At 56.3% G+C, this 15,746-nt stretch carries 14 protein-coding genes; 3 read left to right on the top strand and 11 right to left on the bottom strand.

Going from position 1 to position 15,746, the window contains the following annotated elements:
* Positions 1–4: 4 nt before the first annotated feature.
* Entirely contained in the window at positions 5–1,255 is a 1,251-nt protein-coding gene (locus AAAC48_RS12930) for an ATP-binding protein (RefSeq protein ID WP_340654554.1), read from the bottom strand.
* Positions 1,252–1,977, bottom strand: a complete 726-nt coding sequence (locus AAAC48_RS12925; protein ID WP_340654553.1) for a response regulator — start codon at positions 1,975–1,977, stop codon at positions 1,252–1,254. Before AAAC48_RS12925 ends, AAAC48_RS12930 begins: the two co-directional genes overlap by 4 nt.
* Positions 1,978–2,133: 156 nt before the next feature.
* Between AAAC48_RS12925 and AAAC48_RS12920 the strand changes: the two genes are divergently transcribed.
* Positions 2,134–3,024: a fatty acid desaturase family protein gene (locus AAAC48_RS12920; protein ID WP_340654552.1), complete on the top strand. Its 891-nt coding sequence runs from the start codon at positions 2,134–2,136 to the stop codon at positions 3,022–3,024.
* Positions 3,025–3,069: 45 nt separating this feature from the next.
* Here AAAC48_RS12920 and AAAC48_RS12915 read toward each other — a convergent pair whose 3' ends face one another.
* The 8 genes from AAAC48_RS12915 to AAAC48_RS12880 form a co-directional block, all read right to left on the bottom strand.
* Positions 3,070–4,098 carry an Ldh family oxidoreductase gene (locus tag AAAC48_RS12915; RefSeq protein ID WP_340654551.1) on the bottom strand — a complete coding sequence of 343 codons (1,029 nt, stop codon included), beginning with the start codon at positions 4,096–4,098 and terminating at the stop codon, positions 3,070–3,072.
* Positions 4,095–6,137, bottom strand: a complete 2,043-nt coding sequence (locus AAAC48_RS12910; RefSeq protein ID WP_340654550.1) for an ABC transporter ATP-binding protein — start codon at positions 6,135–6,137, stop codon at positions 4,095–4,097. Before AAAC48_RS12910 ends, AAAC48_RS12915 begins: the two co-directional genes overlap by 4 nt.
* Positions 6,130–7,011 carry an ABC transporter permease gene (locus AAAC48_RS12905; protein WP_340654549.1) on the bottom strand — a complete coding sequence of 294 codons (882 nt, stop codon included), beginning with the start codon at positions 7,009–7,011 and terminating at the stop codon, positions 6,130–6,132. The genes AAAC48_RS12910 and AAAC48_RS12905 overlap by 8 nt, the downstream gene beginning before the upstream one ends.
* Entirely contained in the window at positions 7,008–7,949 is a 942-nt protein-coding gene (locus tag AAAC48_RS12900) for an ABC transporter permease (protein WP_340654569.1), read from the bottom strand. The genes AAAC48_RS12905 and AAAC48_RS12900 overlap by 4 nt, the downstream gene beginning before the upstream one ends.
* An 84-nt stretch (positions 7,950–8,033) precedes the next feature.
* Positions 8,034–9,695 (bottom strand): ABC transporter substrate-binding protein, encoded by a 1,662-nt coding sequence (locus AAAC48_RS12895; protein ID WP_340654548.1) that lies wholly within the window; start codon positions 9,693–9,695, stop codon positions 8,034–8,036.
* Positions 9,696–9,871: 176 nt separating this feature from the next.
* Complete coding sequence (locus AAAC48_RS12890; RefSeq protein WP_340654547.1) at positions 9,872–11,128, bottom strand: mandelate racemase/muconate lactonizing enzyme family protein; 1,257 nt, start codon at positions 11,126–11,128, stop codon at positions 9,872–9,874.
* Complete coding sequence (locus AAAC48_RS12885) at positions 11,058–12,164, bottom strand: mandelate racemase/muconate lactonizing enzyme family protein (RefSeq protein WP_340654546.1); 1,107 nt, start codon at positions 12,162–12,164, stop codon at positions 11,058–11,060. The genes AAAC48_RS12890 and AAAC48_RS12885 overlap by 71 nt, the downstream gene beginning before the upstream one ends.
* 58 nt (positions 12,165–12,222) lie before the next feature.
* A complete protein-coding gene (locus AAAC48_RS12880) occupies positions 12,223–12,963 on the bottom strand; it encodes a GntR family transcriptional regulator (RefSeq protein ID WP_340654545.1) in 741 nt (246 codons plus the stop codon).
* A gap of 147 nt (positions 12,964–13,110) precedes the next feature.
* Between AAAC48_RS12880 and AAAC48_RS12875 the strand changes: the two genes are divergently transcribed.
* The gene (locus tag AAAC48_RS12875) at positions 13,111–13,443 is read left to right on the top strand and encodes a hypothetical protein (protein ID WP_340654544.1); all 333 of its coding nucleotides are present in this window, start codon (positions 13,111–13,113) and stop codon (positions 13,441–13,443) included.
* An 11-nt stretch (positions 13,444–13,454) separates the two neighbouring features.
* Here AAAC48_RS12875 and AAAC48_RS12870 read toward each other — a convergent pair whose 3' ends face one another.
* Positions 13,455–14,513 carry a LacI family DNA-binding transcriptional regulator gene (locus AAAC48_RS12870; RefSeq protein WP_340654543.1) on the bottom strand — a complete coding sequence of 353 codons (1,059 nt, stop codon included), beginning with the start codon at positions 14,511–14,513 and terminating at the stop codon, positions 13,455–13,457.
* A 236-nt stretch (positions 14,514–14,749) separates the two neighbouring features.
* Here AAAC48_RS12870 and AAAC48_RS12865 point away from each other — a divergent pair, with 236 nt between their 5' ends.
* Complete coding sequence (locus tag AAAC48_RS12865) at positions 14,750–15,739, top strand: autoinducer 2 ABC transporter substrate-binding protein (RefSeq protein WP_340654542.1); 990 nt, start codon at positions 14,750–14,752, stop codon at positions 15,737–15,739.
* Positions 15,740–15,746 lie beyond the last annotated feature (7 nt).

Raw genomic sequence — 15,746 nt, 5'->3', positions numbered from 1 at the left:
ACCTTCATCGTGTTTTAAACGACACCGTCTGAAGAAGTCCCGCTGGCTTCCTGTTGGCAACTGTGATTGTCCCGCCAAAGCGTTCGATGATTTCCTTGGCAATTGCCAGCCCAAGACCCGCACCCGCAATTGCCTTGCGCCTGGAAATGTCGACGCGAAAGAAGGGCTCGAAGACCCTGTCGAGCAATTCTGACGGAATGCCTGGTCCGCTATCTGCAATCGTTACAACGGCAACATCACCGTGGTGCTCCATGGCAACTTTTGCGCCTTTTCCATGCGTAGCACCGTTGATAATCAGGTTCCGCAGCGCGCGTTTTAGCGCCATTGGACTGGCGCCGATGGAAAGTGCTTTCATCCCTTGAGCTTCAACTTTCATATCAAGACCCGACAGTTCTTCCACGATCTCGTTGATGACGTGGTCGAGCCGAGTGTCCTTGATATTATCGTGGCCTGCTTCCTCGCGAACCAGACGAATGGCGCTGTCGGCAATCGTATTAAGCTCCTCCAGATCATTGAGCCATTTTTGCCGTTCGGCGTCTTCAGGCAGGAACTCTGCGCGCAGCCTCATCCGGGTCATTGGTGTGCGAAGATCATGGCCGGCCGCTGCAACAAGCCGCATGCGGCTCTCCATTGCAGTTTTGAGGCGATCGGACAGCCGATTGAGTGTTTGCGCTGTTGCGCGAACCTCTCCGGATCCTATTTCCGGAACATGCGGTAGGACGCCATCCGGCCCAACGGCAGCAACAGCGTTGTCTAACAAGCGCAATGGCCTCGTGATCTTGGACGCGGCGAAAACCGACACTGCGGTACTTCCAAATATGATGAGAACGATCCAGCCGGCCAAAATTTTCCAACGGCCTGGCTGCGGTGAAAAATCAGGAACGTCGGCTATAAGCCATTGTCCAGATTCAAGCTTTATAGACGCCGTGATACCGGGGCGATCTTCGTTTCGCGTTATGAACGCCGTTCGCGAACGTCCCGTTTGGCTCAATGCTTTGACCAACAATTCGGACAAGATGTCCTCCGGAGCGCCAGTCGCCGGTCCCTGTTGCAACCGCACACCCGCTGTAACCGCATCGGCCGGATCTGCCTCGATCATTTTAATGATAAGATGCAGTTGCCGTGCCACGGGCTCCATTGTCGTTTGCGGCAAAGGAGGACGCAGAGCTGTATTGGCGGCAAGCGTAGCCAACGTCACAACCGTTACGATTGCGAGAATAAGCAAGATAGCGATCCGGTTGCGCAGCGAGTTCATTGGGCGGCCATGATCATCTTCACAGCGACGGTCAGTTGATAACCGCCATTGCGTATCGTCTTGAACAGCGGTTGAGATTCGCAATCGCCCAGTTTTCGTCTCAGGCGGCTCATCAGAACGTCAATAGAGCGATCCAAGGGGTCACGGTTGCGTCCCTGCGTAAGATCAAGCAATTGATCACGCGACAGGAGCTTCCCCGCCCTTTCGAGAAAGACTTTCAGAAGATCGAATTCGGCGCTCGTAAGTTCGACAGTCCCGCCATGGATCCTGGCGACGCGGCGCAGCTCCGGCTCGACGACAAAATTGGCAAAGTGAAAAGCCGCGATCTCCGCACATGCCGGATTCCCGTTGCTTGATCTCCGCAAGACAGCCTTAATCCTGGCGGTGAGTTCACGCGGATTGAACGGCTTGCCGAGATAATCATCAGCCCCAATCTCGAGACCAATGATCCGGTCGACGTCCTCTTTTAGCGCGGTTAACAAGATTATCGGGATATGCTGACGCTCGCCGCTCAACGCACGGCAGATATCGAGACCTGAGCCATCAGGCAGCAACACGTCCAGCACGATAAGGTCAGGATTGCGAGCCGCGAGCTGCGTCTCGAATTCCTGCCGGCTGGCCGCCACGGACACGCGAAATCCCTGTTCATTCAAATATCGCTCAAGCAGCAAACGGATTTCAGTGTCGTCATCGACGACCAGGATATGCGGTGCGTTCTGCATTGTTTATCGGGCTTCTCGTTGCATCCCGGCCAATATAGCCAGTTCTGTTTGATTGGCTTGGGAATTTTGTGTCCGACAGGAATCATCGTTTCAAAAATCCTCAATGGCGCATAAGATTTATCTCAGACACAGCTATGCTCCGCTTGGGAAAGCTTCATGGATCATCGGACCATCATCGCGGCACTGACAGCAAAGGAGCGCGATCACCTAACGGCCAAGTCAGACCTTCCAGGTCTCCTTCAGCTTGCTGGACACTGGGGCGCCATCATTTTGCTCGGATGGCTTATTGCAATGCGAATACCCATATGGCCGCTGCTCATGCTTCCTCAAGGCATCTTGATCGTATTCCTGTTCACGTTATTGCATGAGGCCATCCACCGGACGCCTTTCAGGACGCAGTGGGTCAACGAGATTGTTGCGCGCGTGTGCAGTTTTATGATCGTTTTGCCAGCAGACTGGTTTCGCTATTTTCACTTTGCGCATCACCGCTTTACCCAGGATCCGCAAAACGACCCTGAACTCGCATCGCCCAAGCCAGAATCCGTGCGGCAATATCTTGTCCACCTTTGCGGAATTCCGGTCTGGTGGAGCCAAATAAAGACCCTCGTAAAGAATGCTTCGGGACAGTGCAGCGATGCCTTCGTTCCACCGAAGGGTCACCCCAAAGTCCGGGCCGAAGCGCGGCTAATGATGATAGGCTATGCCGTCGTGCTTGTTCTTTCCATCTATCTGCAAACGTCCGCTCCCCTTTACGTCTGGGTTCTACCGGCGATATTGGGGCAGCCATTCCTTCGTCTCTATCTTCTCGCCGAGCACGGCCGCTGTCCCTATGTTGCAAACATGCTGGAAAACAGCAGGACCACCACCACGACCTGGCTTGTCCGCAAACTCGCGTGGAACATGCCGTATCATGCCGAACACCACGCATATCCGGGTGTCCCCTTTTATCGGCTACCGGAATTTCATGCGTTGATCGAAACGCACCTCAAGCAGACCGAAGCAGGATACATACGGTTCCATGCCAAATACATTGAGCAGATGCGTTAACTGCATTGCTCATGGAAACGTCAAGGTCTGATAGCGCCGACCAGTTCAAGATGGCAGAATTGGCGAGCCTTCCCGGGCATAGCGTTCGACCGTCTCGACGGCGGCTGCGGCAACTGCAATGCCGGCCTTATGTCTCTTGCGCGCTTCGAGCCGGCGATCACCGGGAAGGCGTACCGCTGGCGTTTGTTGGGAAGCGCTGAGCATCTCTTCCAGCCGTCCCGCGAAGTCGTTGCCACCCAACAGCGTTGGGTCAATGGCGACAATTAACTGGCCAGTGCGTGGTGGTCCACCTTCACAATCACCAAACGATGATGCCTCGAAGGACCAATGGGAACGGGTTAGGCCCGCGGCCAGAATATCGACCATCAAGGCAAGCCCAAAGCCCTTATAGCCGCCAATCGGCAGTAGGCTGCCCTCCATAGCTGCTGCGGCATCATTGGTTGGCATGCCATTCGCGTCGATCGCCCAGCCATCCGGCAGCGCGACACCGCGATTATAGGCGTCGATCACCGCGACCTTGGCCACGACGCTTGAGGATTGGTCGATGACAAGGGGCTCGCGTCCTTCACGAGGGACGCCAAAGGCCAGGGGATTGGTGCCAAAGAACGGCGTCTGTCCACCGAACGGCGCGATGGAGGGCGATGCATTGGCGGCCATAAGCGCAATGAGGCCCTGCGCTGCGAGTTCTTCGACAAAGTAGCCTAGCGAACCGCAGGCATAGGAATTGCCGACAGACAAGGCGGCGATGCCGCAACGGTGTGCCGCCTGGACAAGCGGTTGCAACCCTAAGGCGATCGCCGGGTGGGCAAAGCCGGTTGCTGCATCTATCCTGAGCGCCGCAGCGGAAAGCATTTCAAGGCGCGGCTGTGCGTGACCATCGACCTTGCCGCAAGCCGCATGGTCGCAGTAAGTCGGCAAATATGAAAGCCCGACAATGGCTTGTCCGTCACGTTCCGCCGCAGCAATCGATCTGGCGACTGGCGCTGCGTTTTGTGCGCTGACGTTTGATGCGGTCAAGGCTTTGATCGCAAGGGTTTCGATTTCATCGAACGTCAACGTTCTAAGATCGGTCATACGGTCATTTCCTTTGTTTGGTCTGTCTTCTTTTGCAGCCTTGCAAGTTCCTCGTAAGGGATGTGACAGCGGATCTTGTGTCCGGGTTCCGCATCGATCAGTGGCGGCTCTCGTTCCTCACAAACAGCGCCAATCTTGCGCGGGCAGCGCGTGTGGAAAACGCATCCCGTCGGCGGGTTGATGGCGCTCGGAATTTCACCATCGAGCCGGACGCGAGCCTGCTCGGTCTCGTCCAGTTTCGGAACAGCAGAAAGCAATGCTTCGGTATAAGGATGATGCGGTCCCGAGAACACACGTTCCGAAGGCCCAAGCTCCATGATGCGGCCGAGATACAGCACTGCGATCTGATCCGACAGGTAACGCACCACTGCCAGGTCATGCGAGATGAAGATATAGCTGACGCGTTCCTTGGTTTGCAGATCGGCCAGCAGATTGAGAATTGCCGCCTGCACCGAAACATCGAGTGCAGATGTTGGCTCGTCACAGACAACGATCCGCGGATCGCCGGCAAAGGCGCGTGCGATCGCCACTCTCTGTTTCAACCCGCCGGAAAGTTGGCGGGGCTTTACGCTCAAATGCCGCTCAGTCAGCCGCACGGAACGGACAAGCTCGACAAGGCGTTTTTGTTGCGCGGAACCTTTGAGGCCCGCCAGTGTCCGCAGTGCCCGGCCCAGGATATGCCGGATCGAATGAGACCGGTTGAGCGCCGAATCGGGATTTTGGAAGACGATCTGCATCGCCTTGACCTGATCGGCTGACCGGCTTTCAAGCCTCGGCGCCAGCGGCTTGCCCTCAAGGTGGATAGCGCCGCCTGTGTCCGCAGGCACGAGACCGAGGAGCAGGCGGGCGAAGGTCGTCTTGCCGCTGCCGGACTCCCCGACAAGCCCGAGGGTCTGGCCCGGCATCAGATCGAACGAAATATCGTTCACGGCACGCAAGGCATGGCCGTGGCTGGCATAGGTCTTGTTGAGACCCTCAATGCGCAAGACAGGTTCCGGTGCAATGCTCATGACGGGCGCGGCAATGTTCCCGGGTGTTGTGCGTGGAAGCGTTTGTGCTTTCTCGTGATAGTGACACCGGGAAAGACGGCCCCCAAGATCATGCAACGGTGGCAATTCATTGTGGCACCGGCTGTCGGCAAGCGCACACCGATCAGCGAATGGGCAGCCGCTGATTTTCGCTCCAGGTGCGGGAAGAAAACCCGGAATTGTGTCGAGCCGTATCTGGTCCTTGCGCTGTCCGCCTCGCGGCAGGCAACGCAGCAAAGCGACCGTATAGGGATGACGAGGATTGTTGAAAACCTCGTCCGTGGGCCCCTCCTCCACCAGCATGCCGGCGTAAAGGACGCCCACACGGTCGCACATGCGGGAAACGACGGCGAGGTTATGGCTGATAAAGAGGATTGAGGCGGACAGTTCCTGCCGTAGCTTGGCAATCAGGTCGAGCACTTCCGCCTCAACCGTCGCATCAAGTCCCGTCGTTGGCTCGTCCAGGATCAGCATTGTGGGATCATTGGCAAGCGCCATGGCGATGCCAACACGCTGTTGCATGCCGCCAGAAAGCTGATGCGGATATCGCTGCATCACGCGAACGGGATCGGAAATGCGCACGCGGTTGAGCATGGCAATGGCCTGGTCCGATGCCCCCTGCCCCGTGATACCGCGCAGTTCGAAAATCTCGGTCAGTTGGCGCCCGATGCGGATCGACGGATTGAGTGCCTTGCCCGGATCCTGATAGACCATCGAAACGTGCTCGGCCCGCATCCTGCGCAGCGCTTCGCTGTCGAGCTTCATGACATTCTGGCCAGCAAGCGAAATTTCACCCGCAGTGATCACGCCGTTTCTTGGAAGATAGCGCACGACAGAAAGGGCGACAGTAGACTTGCCGCAACCCGACTCGCCGACGAGGCCATAGGCTTCTCCCGGACGTATTGTCAGGCTGAGGTCGCGCAGGACTGCCCTGTTGCGCCTGCCAACACGGTAGGCGACGGAAAGGTGGTGCAACTCAAGTGCATTGTCAGTGCTGGAAGGTTCAGTCATTGAGCGCTCCCTGAACCCCATCAGCCACCAGATTGACGCCAATGACCAGCGAGGCAATGGCAAGTGCGTCGAACAGTACAGTCCACCAGAACCCACCGCCGATCATGCCGTAATTGCTGGAAATACTTAGACCCCAGTCGGGCGAAGGTGGCTGGATCCCAAAGCCCATGAAACTGAGCGTCGCAACCGCAAAGATTGCATAGCCAAGCCGGACTGTCGTTTCGACGAGGATCGGCGGTATCACGTTCGGCAGTATCTCGACAAACATCGTATGTAGCGCGCTCTCCCGGCGCAGCTGTGCGGCCGCGACATAATCAAGTTCGCGTTCGGAAAGGACCGCAGAGCGCACCGTGCGGGCAATGATTGGTGAAAAACTGAGCCCTATGACGATGATGACCGTGGATTTCGATGTGCCCAGCGCAACGATTGCAAGGAGGGCAACAATGACAACAGGAATGGCCATAAATGCTTCGAGCACGCGGCTGATGATGTCGTCGACCAACCCGCGAAAATAGCCGGTAAAAAGACCAAGCGTCGTACCAGCCACTGTGGCGAGAAGCGTTGCGAGCGGCGCCACAGTCAGGATATCGCGCGAACCGACAATAACACGCGAGAACACATCGCGTCCGAGTTGATCCGTGCCAAACCAATGGTCCGCGGAAGGCGGCATCAGCGAATTGATGATGTCATCGGCAAGCGGATCATATGGCGTGAAATGCTCGCCAAAAAGGGCGCACACAACCCAGAAGAGCACGATGGCAAGACCGGTCAGGAAGGTTGCCGAACGGCTAAGCGAAATAACAACCTCGGTGGCGGGGCTGCGCTTGCTGACTGCGCTGGGCAATTCCGGTGGCTTTATTTCGATTGCGGTCATTGTTCCGTCCCCAGTCGAATACGCGGGTTGAGGACCGAGTAGAGAATGTCGGCAACCAGCGTCGCTACCGAATAGACGATGCCGATCGTCAGAATTCCGGCTTCAAGGATCGGGAAATCCTTGCCCCTAGCTGCCGTGAAGATAAGCGAGCCGATTCCTTGATAACGGAACAGCGTCTCGACCACGACAAGACCACCGATCAGGTAGCCGGTCTGGGTTGCAATCACGGTAATGGTCGGAAGCAGCGCATTACGCAGCACATGCCGCCAGATGACGGTGCGCCATGGGAGACCCTTTAGCACCGCCGTTCTCGTATAATCGGAATCGAGCGCTTCAATCATGCCGGAACGGGCCATGCGGGCAATATAGCCGAACAGCACCAGGAAGAGCGGCAGTGCGGGCAGGATCAGATAATAGATCTGCGTGAAAAACCCCGCATCTTTCGGCCAGGTTGCCGCGATAGGAAGCCAGTTGAGCCAGACACCAAAGACAAGAATAAAGATAATACCGGTAACGAACTCAGGCAGTACGGTCGCTGATAGCCCGCCGAGGCTGATGATGCGGTCAATCGGACGATTGTAATTCAGGGCAGCGATGATACCGCCGAGTATACCCAATGGCACGACCATGACGAAGGCGACCAGCGCGAGCTTCATGGAATGACCCAGCGCTTCGACGACGAACGGAGCAACTGGAGCGCGGAATATATAGGACGTGCCCATATCCCCCTGGACGAAACTGGAGATCCAGTCCCAATATTGCACGAGCAGTGACCGGTCCAGTCCAAGCGAGTGATTGAGTGCGTCAACGGCCCGTATATCCGCGAGCGGTCCCAATATGGCACGGCCGACGTTTCCGGGCAGCACCTGGCCGCCCAAAAACACCATTATGCTGAGCAGAAAGAGCGTTATGAGCGATAGAGCGACGCGTCTGAGCAGGAAAGAAAGAATGGCTGGTGCTCCTTGGTTAGCCAGCTCCGCATATATGGAGCTGGCTGTTGCAGGATGTCCCTTCCCTCCCCGTCAAGATTTCGACGCGCGGTCCAGATAGTTCTGTGACATGGCCGTCGGATGGACCCCGGTCACTCCCTTGGCTGTTGCCGTCAGGAAATCAAAGAAGTATCCGAAGATGACCGGCGTCTCTTCCAGTAGCAGGCGCTGTATCTTGCCTGCCGTTGCCTTCTGGGCTTCAAGGTCAAGCGCGGCAATATAGCCCGAAGCAAGCGTGTCATATTCCTTGTTCTTGAAGTGTGCCGAGTTCCACGTGCCTTCGCTCTTTAAGGGAGCGGACAGGTAGACGTTCGGCACGCCGCGATGCCCGTAATCGGTAATCCCCATGACCGAGTCGAGCCAGTTGGATTTGCCGAAAACGGCATCGCCATAATAGGCGCCCTGATCGAGAATGGTGAGTTCCAGATCGATGCCTATTTCTTTGACTGCATTCTGAATAAGCACTGCGTATTCCGGTATTTCCAGGTAGCGCTCCGTCGTCAGCGTGACCTTGAACCCCTTGCCGACGCCTGCCGCTTCCATCAGTTCCTTCGCCTGCTTCAAGTCCTGCTGCCGCTGCGGAACGGTTGGATCGGTCGAAGGATAGACCGAGGCAAACGGACTGTCATTGCCGAGCGCGGCCCGGCCACGCATGAGCCCCTTCTGCAGTTTGTTGCGGTCGATGCTCAGCGCGATGGCTCGGCGGACTCGAGGGTCCTTGAACGGATCCATATCGGTACGCATGTGCACCTGATGATGCGCGACAGATTTGAGGCTGAGGATCTCGACGTTGGGATCGTTGAGCAGGGCCACGCCGGCGAGAACCGGGAGCTGGTTGATCACATCCACCTGCCGGCCCTGAAGCGCCAGGATCATCGGCTGGATATCGCCGAAGAAAGTGAATTCCGTGCGGTCCGGCAAGCACTTTTCGCCCCAATAATCATCATTTCTGACGAATGAGGCGCCTACCTTAGGCGTGTATTTTTCCAGCTTGAATGGACCAGTCGCATTGAAGTTCTTCTCAAAATCGCCCTTGTAGTCAGCAGGTATGATAATCGCGTTGTAATTATCGGACGATACCATGTAGGGGAAGTTGCCGTTCGGCGCATCGAGATGGAATTCCACCGTATAGTCGTCGACCTTTTTGGTCGCGCCCTTTTGCAGATACCCGGTGAACACGGACAAGGCATTGGAAGAGTTTTTTGGATCGGCGAGGCGGTCGATGCTTGCCACGACGTCATCGGCCTTCATCTCGCCGCCACTGTGAAACTTAACGCCCTTGCGCAGCTTGAATGTCCATACGTCACCCTTGTCGTTCGGCTTCCAGCTCTCTGCCAGCATTGGCTTCAACACAAGATCGGGACCGTCAAGGCAAAGAAATTCACCGACCTGTTGCAACATCAAAAGCCCGCCAGCGTCAGCAACGCTGACCGGTTCGATGGCGGCGGTGGGAACGCTGCTCGCCACACGAATAGTCGCGCCTGGAGCGCCCTGCGCGCGTGCCAGGCTCGGCAATCCGCCGAAGCCGGCTGCAAACCCGACGCTTCCAAGGAAAGGTAATGACAGACCCAGCAGGCTGCCATGACGAATAAATTCGCGGCGGCTAACCCTGCCGTCAACGAGACCATCGATCAGATGGTTTTCGAGATCAGTCCGGCCACGCCGGAGAATGTCGAGAATCTTGTAGTTCTTCATGGCTTCTGCTCTTTCCCCTGTGTTCTGGTTCTTGCCGGACGAAGTATTTCACCGGCGTCTTCGTCGCCGAGCTGTCGGATCGTCCGCGACCGACAAATGATCGAATGCCATTTCCTCCGGGTCATTTGCAGCCCGGTCTTGGTGCCGGGGCTGGTGTCGAGCCAATCTTCTCCTTGTCAGTTCAACGGCAGGCGCCGATACGTCCCCTTCCTTGCGGGGTCATGATACTTGTTCCTTGGACCTTTATCCAAGTAATCGCGATGGCAGGCGGCCAATCTGTCTGGCGCCAGTGTAACGCCAAGACCCGGACCTTCTGGCACTGGAACAACATTGTTTCGCGGTGAAAACGGCCCGCCTTCAATGACATCCGTTGCCTGCATGCGAAACAGTGACTGGTTCGGCTCCCTGATCCAGCCAATTGCCGCGCACAAATGAAGATAGGCGGCGCTGCCGATGCCGGAGTCTCCACTATAGCACCAGAAATCAATCGCAGCATGCTCGCATGCTCCGATGAAACGCACGAGCCGTCCGATACCGCCGTGGATGGCCGGGTTACCGACGATGGCATCAGGCACCCGCAATTCGATAGCGCGCGCAATGTCGATATTGTGTGTGGAGAACGGTATCGAACAATGGCGGCGCAACTCACGCATTTCCTCGATTGTCGCCACCGGATCCTCCCAGTTGCGAACGTTCAGATCTTCTAACGCTCGCACAAGTTGTCGCGCCGTTGCAAGCGAATAAGCTTGGTTGGAATCGATCCGCAGCATCACATCATCGCCGAGCTTCTTGCGTATCTGCTCAAGGATGCGCAATGAGGTTCTTGGATCTTCGGTTGAGAACTTTCCCTCAAAGAAAGTCGTCCCGTAAATCTCGTGCAGTTCGGCACAATAATCGGCAACTTCTTCCGGCGTTTTCTCGCCCTTTCTTTGCGGCCCATCGCTGCGCAGGGAGAAATAATCGGTGAAGGGTATCTCTTTGCGCACCGCCCCACCGAGCAACTGGTAAAGCGGCTGGTTCCAGGCCTTGCCGCGCAGATCCCACAGCGCCATCTCGATTGCGCCGAACGCCATGATGCGATTGCGGTCATTGATGCTCTGAACGCCGGTCCAGAACGGCAGGCAGACGTTTTCAGCGCCGGCAATATCGAACGCGTCGCGCCCGATCAGCCTCGGGGCCAGCACGTCGGTAATGATGGTAGCAGCAACAGCACTCGGCGCTTCGCCAAGGCCGACCAGCCCATCGTCCGTCTCAACCTCGACGATCGTCGGCGAAAAGCCATCCAGTTCGCCAAACACCCACACATAGGGCGCCTCAAGGGTCAGGTTGATCGGTGTTGCGGTGATACGGCGAATTTTCATGTCAGTGGCAGAGCTCGAGGAAGGGCTTGCCGAGCAGTTCAGGATCAACATCGATCCCAAGACCTGGACCATCAGGAACGCCCATGCGGCTGCCAACGACAGGGGGCGCATTTCTGGCAGTACGGACCGTCACCCATTCATGGAAGGCAATGGCATGCAACCGCCGTTCTTCAGGTGTTGAGAGCGAAAGGTGCGCCATCGCTGCGGTATCGATTTCCGCCCCGCCGGTGTCTTCAACCGTAACCATGAAACCGAGATCGACGGCAAGGTCGCGGATCTGGCGTGTTTTGGTTACACCGCCCAGACGGGAGATCTTTAATGTCAGTCCGTCGGCTGCGCCTTTGCGGTGAATATCGAGCATCTCCTCCAGCGAAGTCACAGATTCATCGAGAACCATGGGCTTGTCGAGCGAGCGGCGAACCGAAAGACAATCGTCTATGGACACGCAAGGCTGCTCCATCGTGTAATCGATTTCGCGTGTGGCATCGACGAACTGCCGCGCCTGATAGGCCGACCATCCCGCATTGGCATCGCAAAAGATCACTGTACCTTTGGGGACGGACGCTGCGACTGCAGTCACTTTGTCAATATCGTCGTGGACTTTCCCGCCGACCTTAACCTGCAGACGGCAATAGCCTTCAGAGACGATGCGTTTGGCATTGGCTATCATCGCCTCAACAGAGCCGTGTGTAACGACCCTGTAGAGATCGGCCATATCACTTTCCTTGCCTCCGAACATTGTCACGAGCGGCACCGCCGCGTCGCGCGCCGTCAGATCGGAGCACGCCATGTCGAGCGCCGACTTGATATAGGGGTGCCCTTTGAAAACGGTGTCCATCAGCCGGTTGAGGCGGGTAAGCGCACGCGGGTCCTGGCCGAGGAGATGAGGAGCAATTTCGGCGACGCCGGCCTGAGCGCCTGCCGCAAAGGCAGCAGAATAGAAATTGCCCAGCGGCGCCATCTCACCCCAGCCAGTCAGTCCGGTGTTCGAGGTGACTGACACAATGACTGCGTCGAACCCATCGGCGCCGCGCCCCTTTGACATGTTATAGCGACCCTCAACGAATGGCTGCATGACGCGGTAGGCTTTTATGGTCTCGATATGCACGGCGTACGATCCTATGACTGGTGAACAGAAGCGGGGCCGAGAAAGGTATCGGCAGCAATCAGGTGTCGATGGGTTTCTGCTTATTAGCTCCGTTATGACCGGTAGGCGCCATATCAATGGCGTTTCGCCCCTCCAGGCTTCTTGCGAAAGCGACGAGCTCTTCAAAGTCGAGAGCAATATGCTCGCGCGCATGACGCTGAGCCGCTCCCATATCGTTACCTTTGAGCAGGCGCACATATTCCTCGTGAACGTCGAGCGATGGCACAGGCTCGTTGCGTGCGCGCTGATGCAGGGCAAAGTACATCTGAAGCCGGCTGGTCAATCGCTGCCATGTATCGAGCAGCAACGAATGATCGGCCCACTCATAGATCAATCCGTGCAGTTGTAGTGCCGTTTCGATCTGCCTCGTCGTGTCGACTTCGAGAGTTGCCTGTTTGACCGCATCATGCCGCCGGTCAAGTTCGGCATAGAACTGCGCCGTCCTGTTCGGCCAGCTTCTTTCGATGGCAAATTCATCGAGAACCTGATTGAGCGAATAGGCGTCCTCGATATCCTTGGCTGTTACTTCGATGACAAACGTTCCGGCATAAGGAATGCTGGTTAGGATACCCTCTTGAACCAGTTCCCGCATCGCCTCGCGCAAGGGCGCACGGCTGACACGCATCTGCTCGGAAATACGCAGCTCGTTCAGCTTCTGCCCTGGCTCGAGCTTGCCGGTGAGGATCGCCCGCTTCAGCAGCGTGACGATCTCCGCGCGGCGGGTTGTATCAACGATCGGATCGAAATCAATTCCGCTCATCTGTCGAGATCCTATGCTGAAAATCAACAAAATCAGATTGTCGACAATATTGCAATAATGAATCTTGTGAACTAGGATTCCATAGGTCGGCTCCACCTGCTTGTTGGTCGAGACACACCGCCCGCTTTGCGCTCACCGGAGATTAATATGACCCTAACCGGCTCTTTTCAGTTGGCTGCTTCCACCATTACTTTCCTGCTCGCAGCCATATGCGCAAAATCCTGGGCCCTTGGACCAAGCAGCGCAAAATTGCTCCTGACGATTGGCCTATATTCCGTTGGCAATCTGATTATGCTGCGCCTGGTACGTGAGTTTGGAATGGCGTCAGCCTTTAGCCTGTCAGCCGTCATTCAACTTATCGCCGTTAACCTGATTGCCCTGATGGTCTTTGGAGAAAGACTGTCCCTGGTTCAATCAATCGGAATCGTCCTCGCGGTTTTAGCCGTCTGCTTGATAACATTTGGACCGGTCGCTGAGTAGTCGCAGCCCGGCTACTCAATATCCTTGATGGCGTCGAGCGGTCCCTTCAGCGCGGTGCGCGGCGGCACGAGTTGAGGCTGAATGAGATAGGTCTGCACCACCGGACGGCTTTCGGACATGATCTCAAACGCCTTTGTGATCATCCCGTCGACATCTTGACGTATCATGATGACGGGAAACGGCAGGAACGATCCAAAAGGATCGTAGTCGTAGCAGCCGACAACGATGTCCAAAAAAGCCTCGTTGGGATGCTGTGCCATAAATCGCAGCAGCCCTTCGAAATTGATCGACGAATTGATGAACAACCCTCGCGGCAGTTTTCCTTCGCGCTGGTAAAACTGTTCGAACGCAATCTGCGCCATGTTGGGCGAGTACCCTGTCGGTTCTATGCATTTGTCGGAGTCGCCATCCATAAGCTCGCGTTTGACCGCTCGAAACCCGCGAATACGTTCACGGCTCGCATGGTCATCGCGCCCACCGAACAAATAAAGCTCATCCGCTTGAAGTGGCAGGTCTGAACTGAAATGGCGGATAACGGCTTCGGTCAACATCCGCGCTCCGCGATAATTATCGCTGATCACCGACGGTGCCAGCGCGCCTGGCAAGTCGATATTCACGTGCTTCAGCCCCGATGCGACGCACAGAGCATGAACACCGTCCGGATCCGTGGCGCCGGCCACGATCAGTTCGTCGACTGAATAGGAAATCAGTGTTTCGACTGTTTGCCGTTCTTCTTCCGGATCGCGGCAGGCGCTCACGACAATGGGACATTGCCCGCGGCTGCGGACATGCGCTTCGAACGTTTGGGCCATTGACGAAAAGTAACGATTGTCATGAACCGGCAGCAGCAGGCCAACAAGACCTGATCTTGAGCTGCGCAGACCCCGCGCCTGAAGATTGGCGGTATATTGATGCTGCTCCGCCAGATTGCGAATAAGATTTGCCGTACTTTCCTTGATGCGCCGCTTGCGCCAGGTACCGTTCAGAACCGCGCTTACCGTCGACGGTGAACTTCCGGAAAGAACCGACAGGTCATAGATGGTCGCTTTCTTTTTCGGTTGGTGTTCCATCAATTTCTCCTGCCGTCTTCTTAGTGCCAAACTCCGCTTGACGAAAGATTAAAACTGGCTGATATTCATTGCACCATCGATTGTGCAATTATACAACCCTTGATGGTGCGCTTGGATGCCGCGAGGAGGCGGTGGCTGATTCAGCGGGAGCTTTCGGGACCGTTTCGGTTCTGTATATGCCCGCTGCCCGGTTGGATGATAAGCTCCCGTGGGGAGCAAAGAGGAGGAGGAAGGAAATGAAAAAACTTTTGATCGCCGCAGTCGCGGTGTCGCTGTCCTTGGCGGGTGCATTGATCGCTTCGGCCGCCGATAGTGGCAAAGTCGGTGTCGTCGTTAAGATCGGCGGCATTCCGTGGTTCAATGCCATGGACGCCGGTATCAAGGAACAGGGCAAGAAGATTGGTGTTGATGCTTTCATGGTTGGCCCGACGAGTGCCGATCCGGCCCTTCAAGTTCGCGCCATCGAGGACTTGATTGCGCAAGGCGTGAAAGTCATTGGCGTTGTTCCGAATGATGCAAAGGTGCTTGAGCCGGTGCTAAGCAAGGCCAAGGAAAAGGGCATTATCGTCATCACCCATGAATCGCCAAGCCAGAAGGGCGCCGACTGGGATTTCGAGCTTGCTTCCTCAACCGGATTCGGTGAAGCGCATGCGAAACTTCTTGCCGAGAAGATGGGCGGCAAGGGCGAATATGCCGTTTTCGTCGGATCACTAACCGTGCCGCTGCACAATGCATGGGCTGACGCAGCCAATGCCTACATCAAGAAGAACTATCCAGACATGAAGCTGGTCGGTGACCGCTACGGCGTTGCTGAAGATGTCGACAAAAGTCGCTCGACCGCGCTTGACCTGATTTCGGCCCATCCGAACCTTAAGGGCTTTCTGGCTTTCGGTAGCCAGGGCCCGATTGGTGCTGGACGCGCCGTTGAAGAGCGCCGCAAGACCGGCCAGATCTTCGTCCTTGGACCATTCTCCCCTGGCCAGGGACAAAAGCTCATCAAATCCGGTGCCATTTCCGGTGGCTTCATGTGGAATCCAAAGCAGGCCGGCGAAGTCTTCGTCACCCTGGCTGACAAGCTGATGAAGGGCGAAAAGTTGAAAGACGGCGATAATATCGAGGGTCTGGGTGTGATCCACCCTGATTTCGACAATCACAACATCATCGTCGATGAGCTGGTGCCCATCAATAAGGAAACTGTCGACGATTTGGCCAAAATGGGCCTTTGATCCTTCG

Origin of the sequence: Phyllobacterium sp. (assembly GCF_037994405.1) — a bacterium.
Lineage (GTDB): Bacteria > Pseudomonadota > Alphaproteobacteria > Rhizobiales > Rhizobiaceae > Phyllobacterium.
This window is presented reverse-complemented; position numbering and strand designations above follow the sequence as displayed.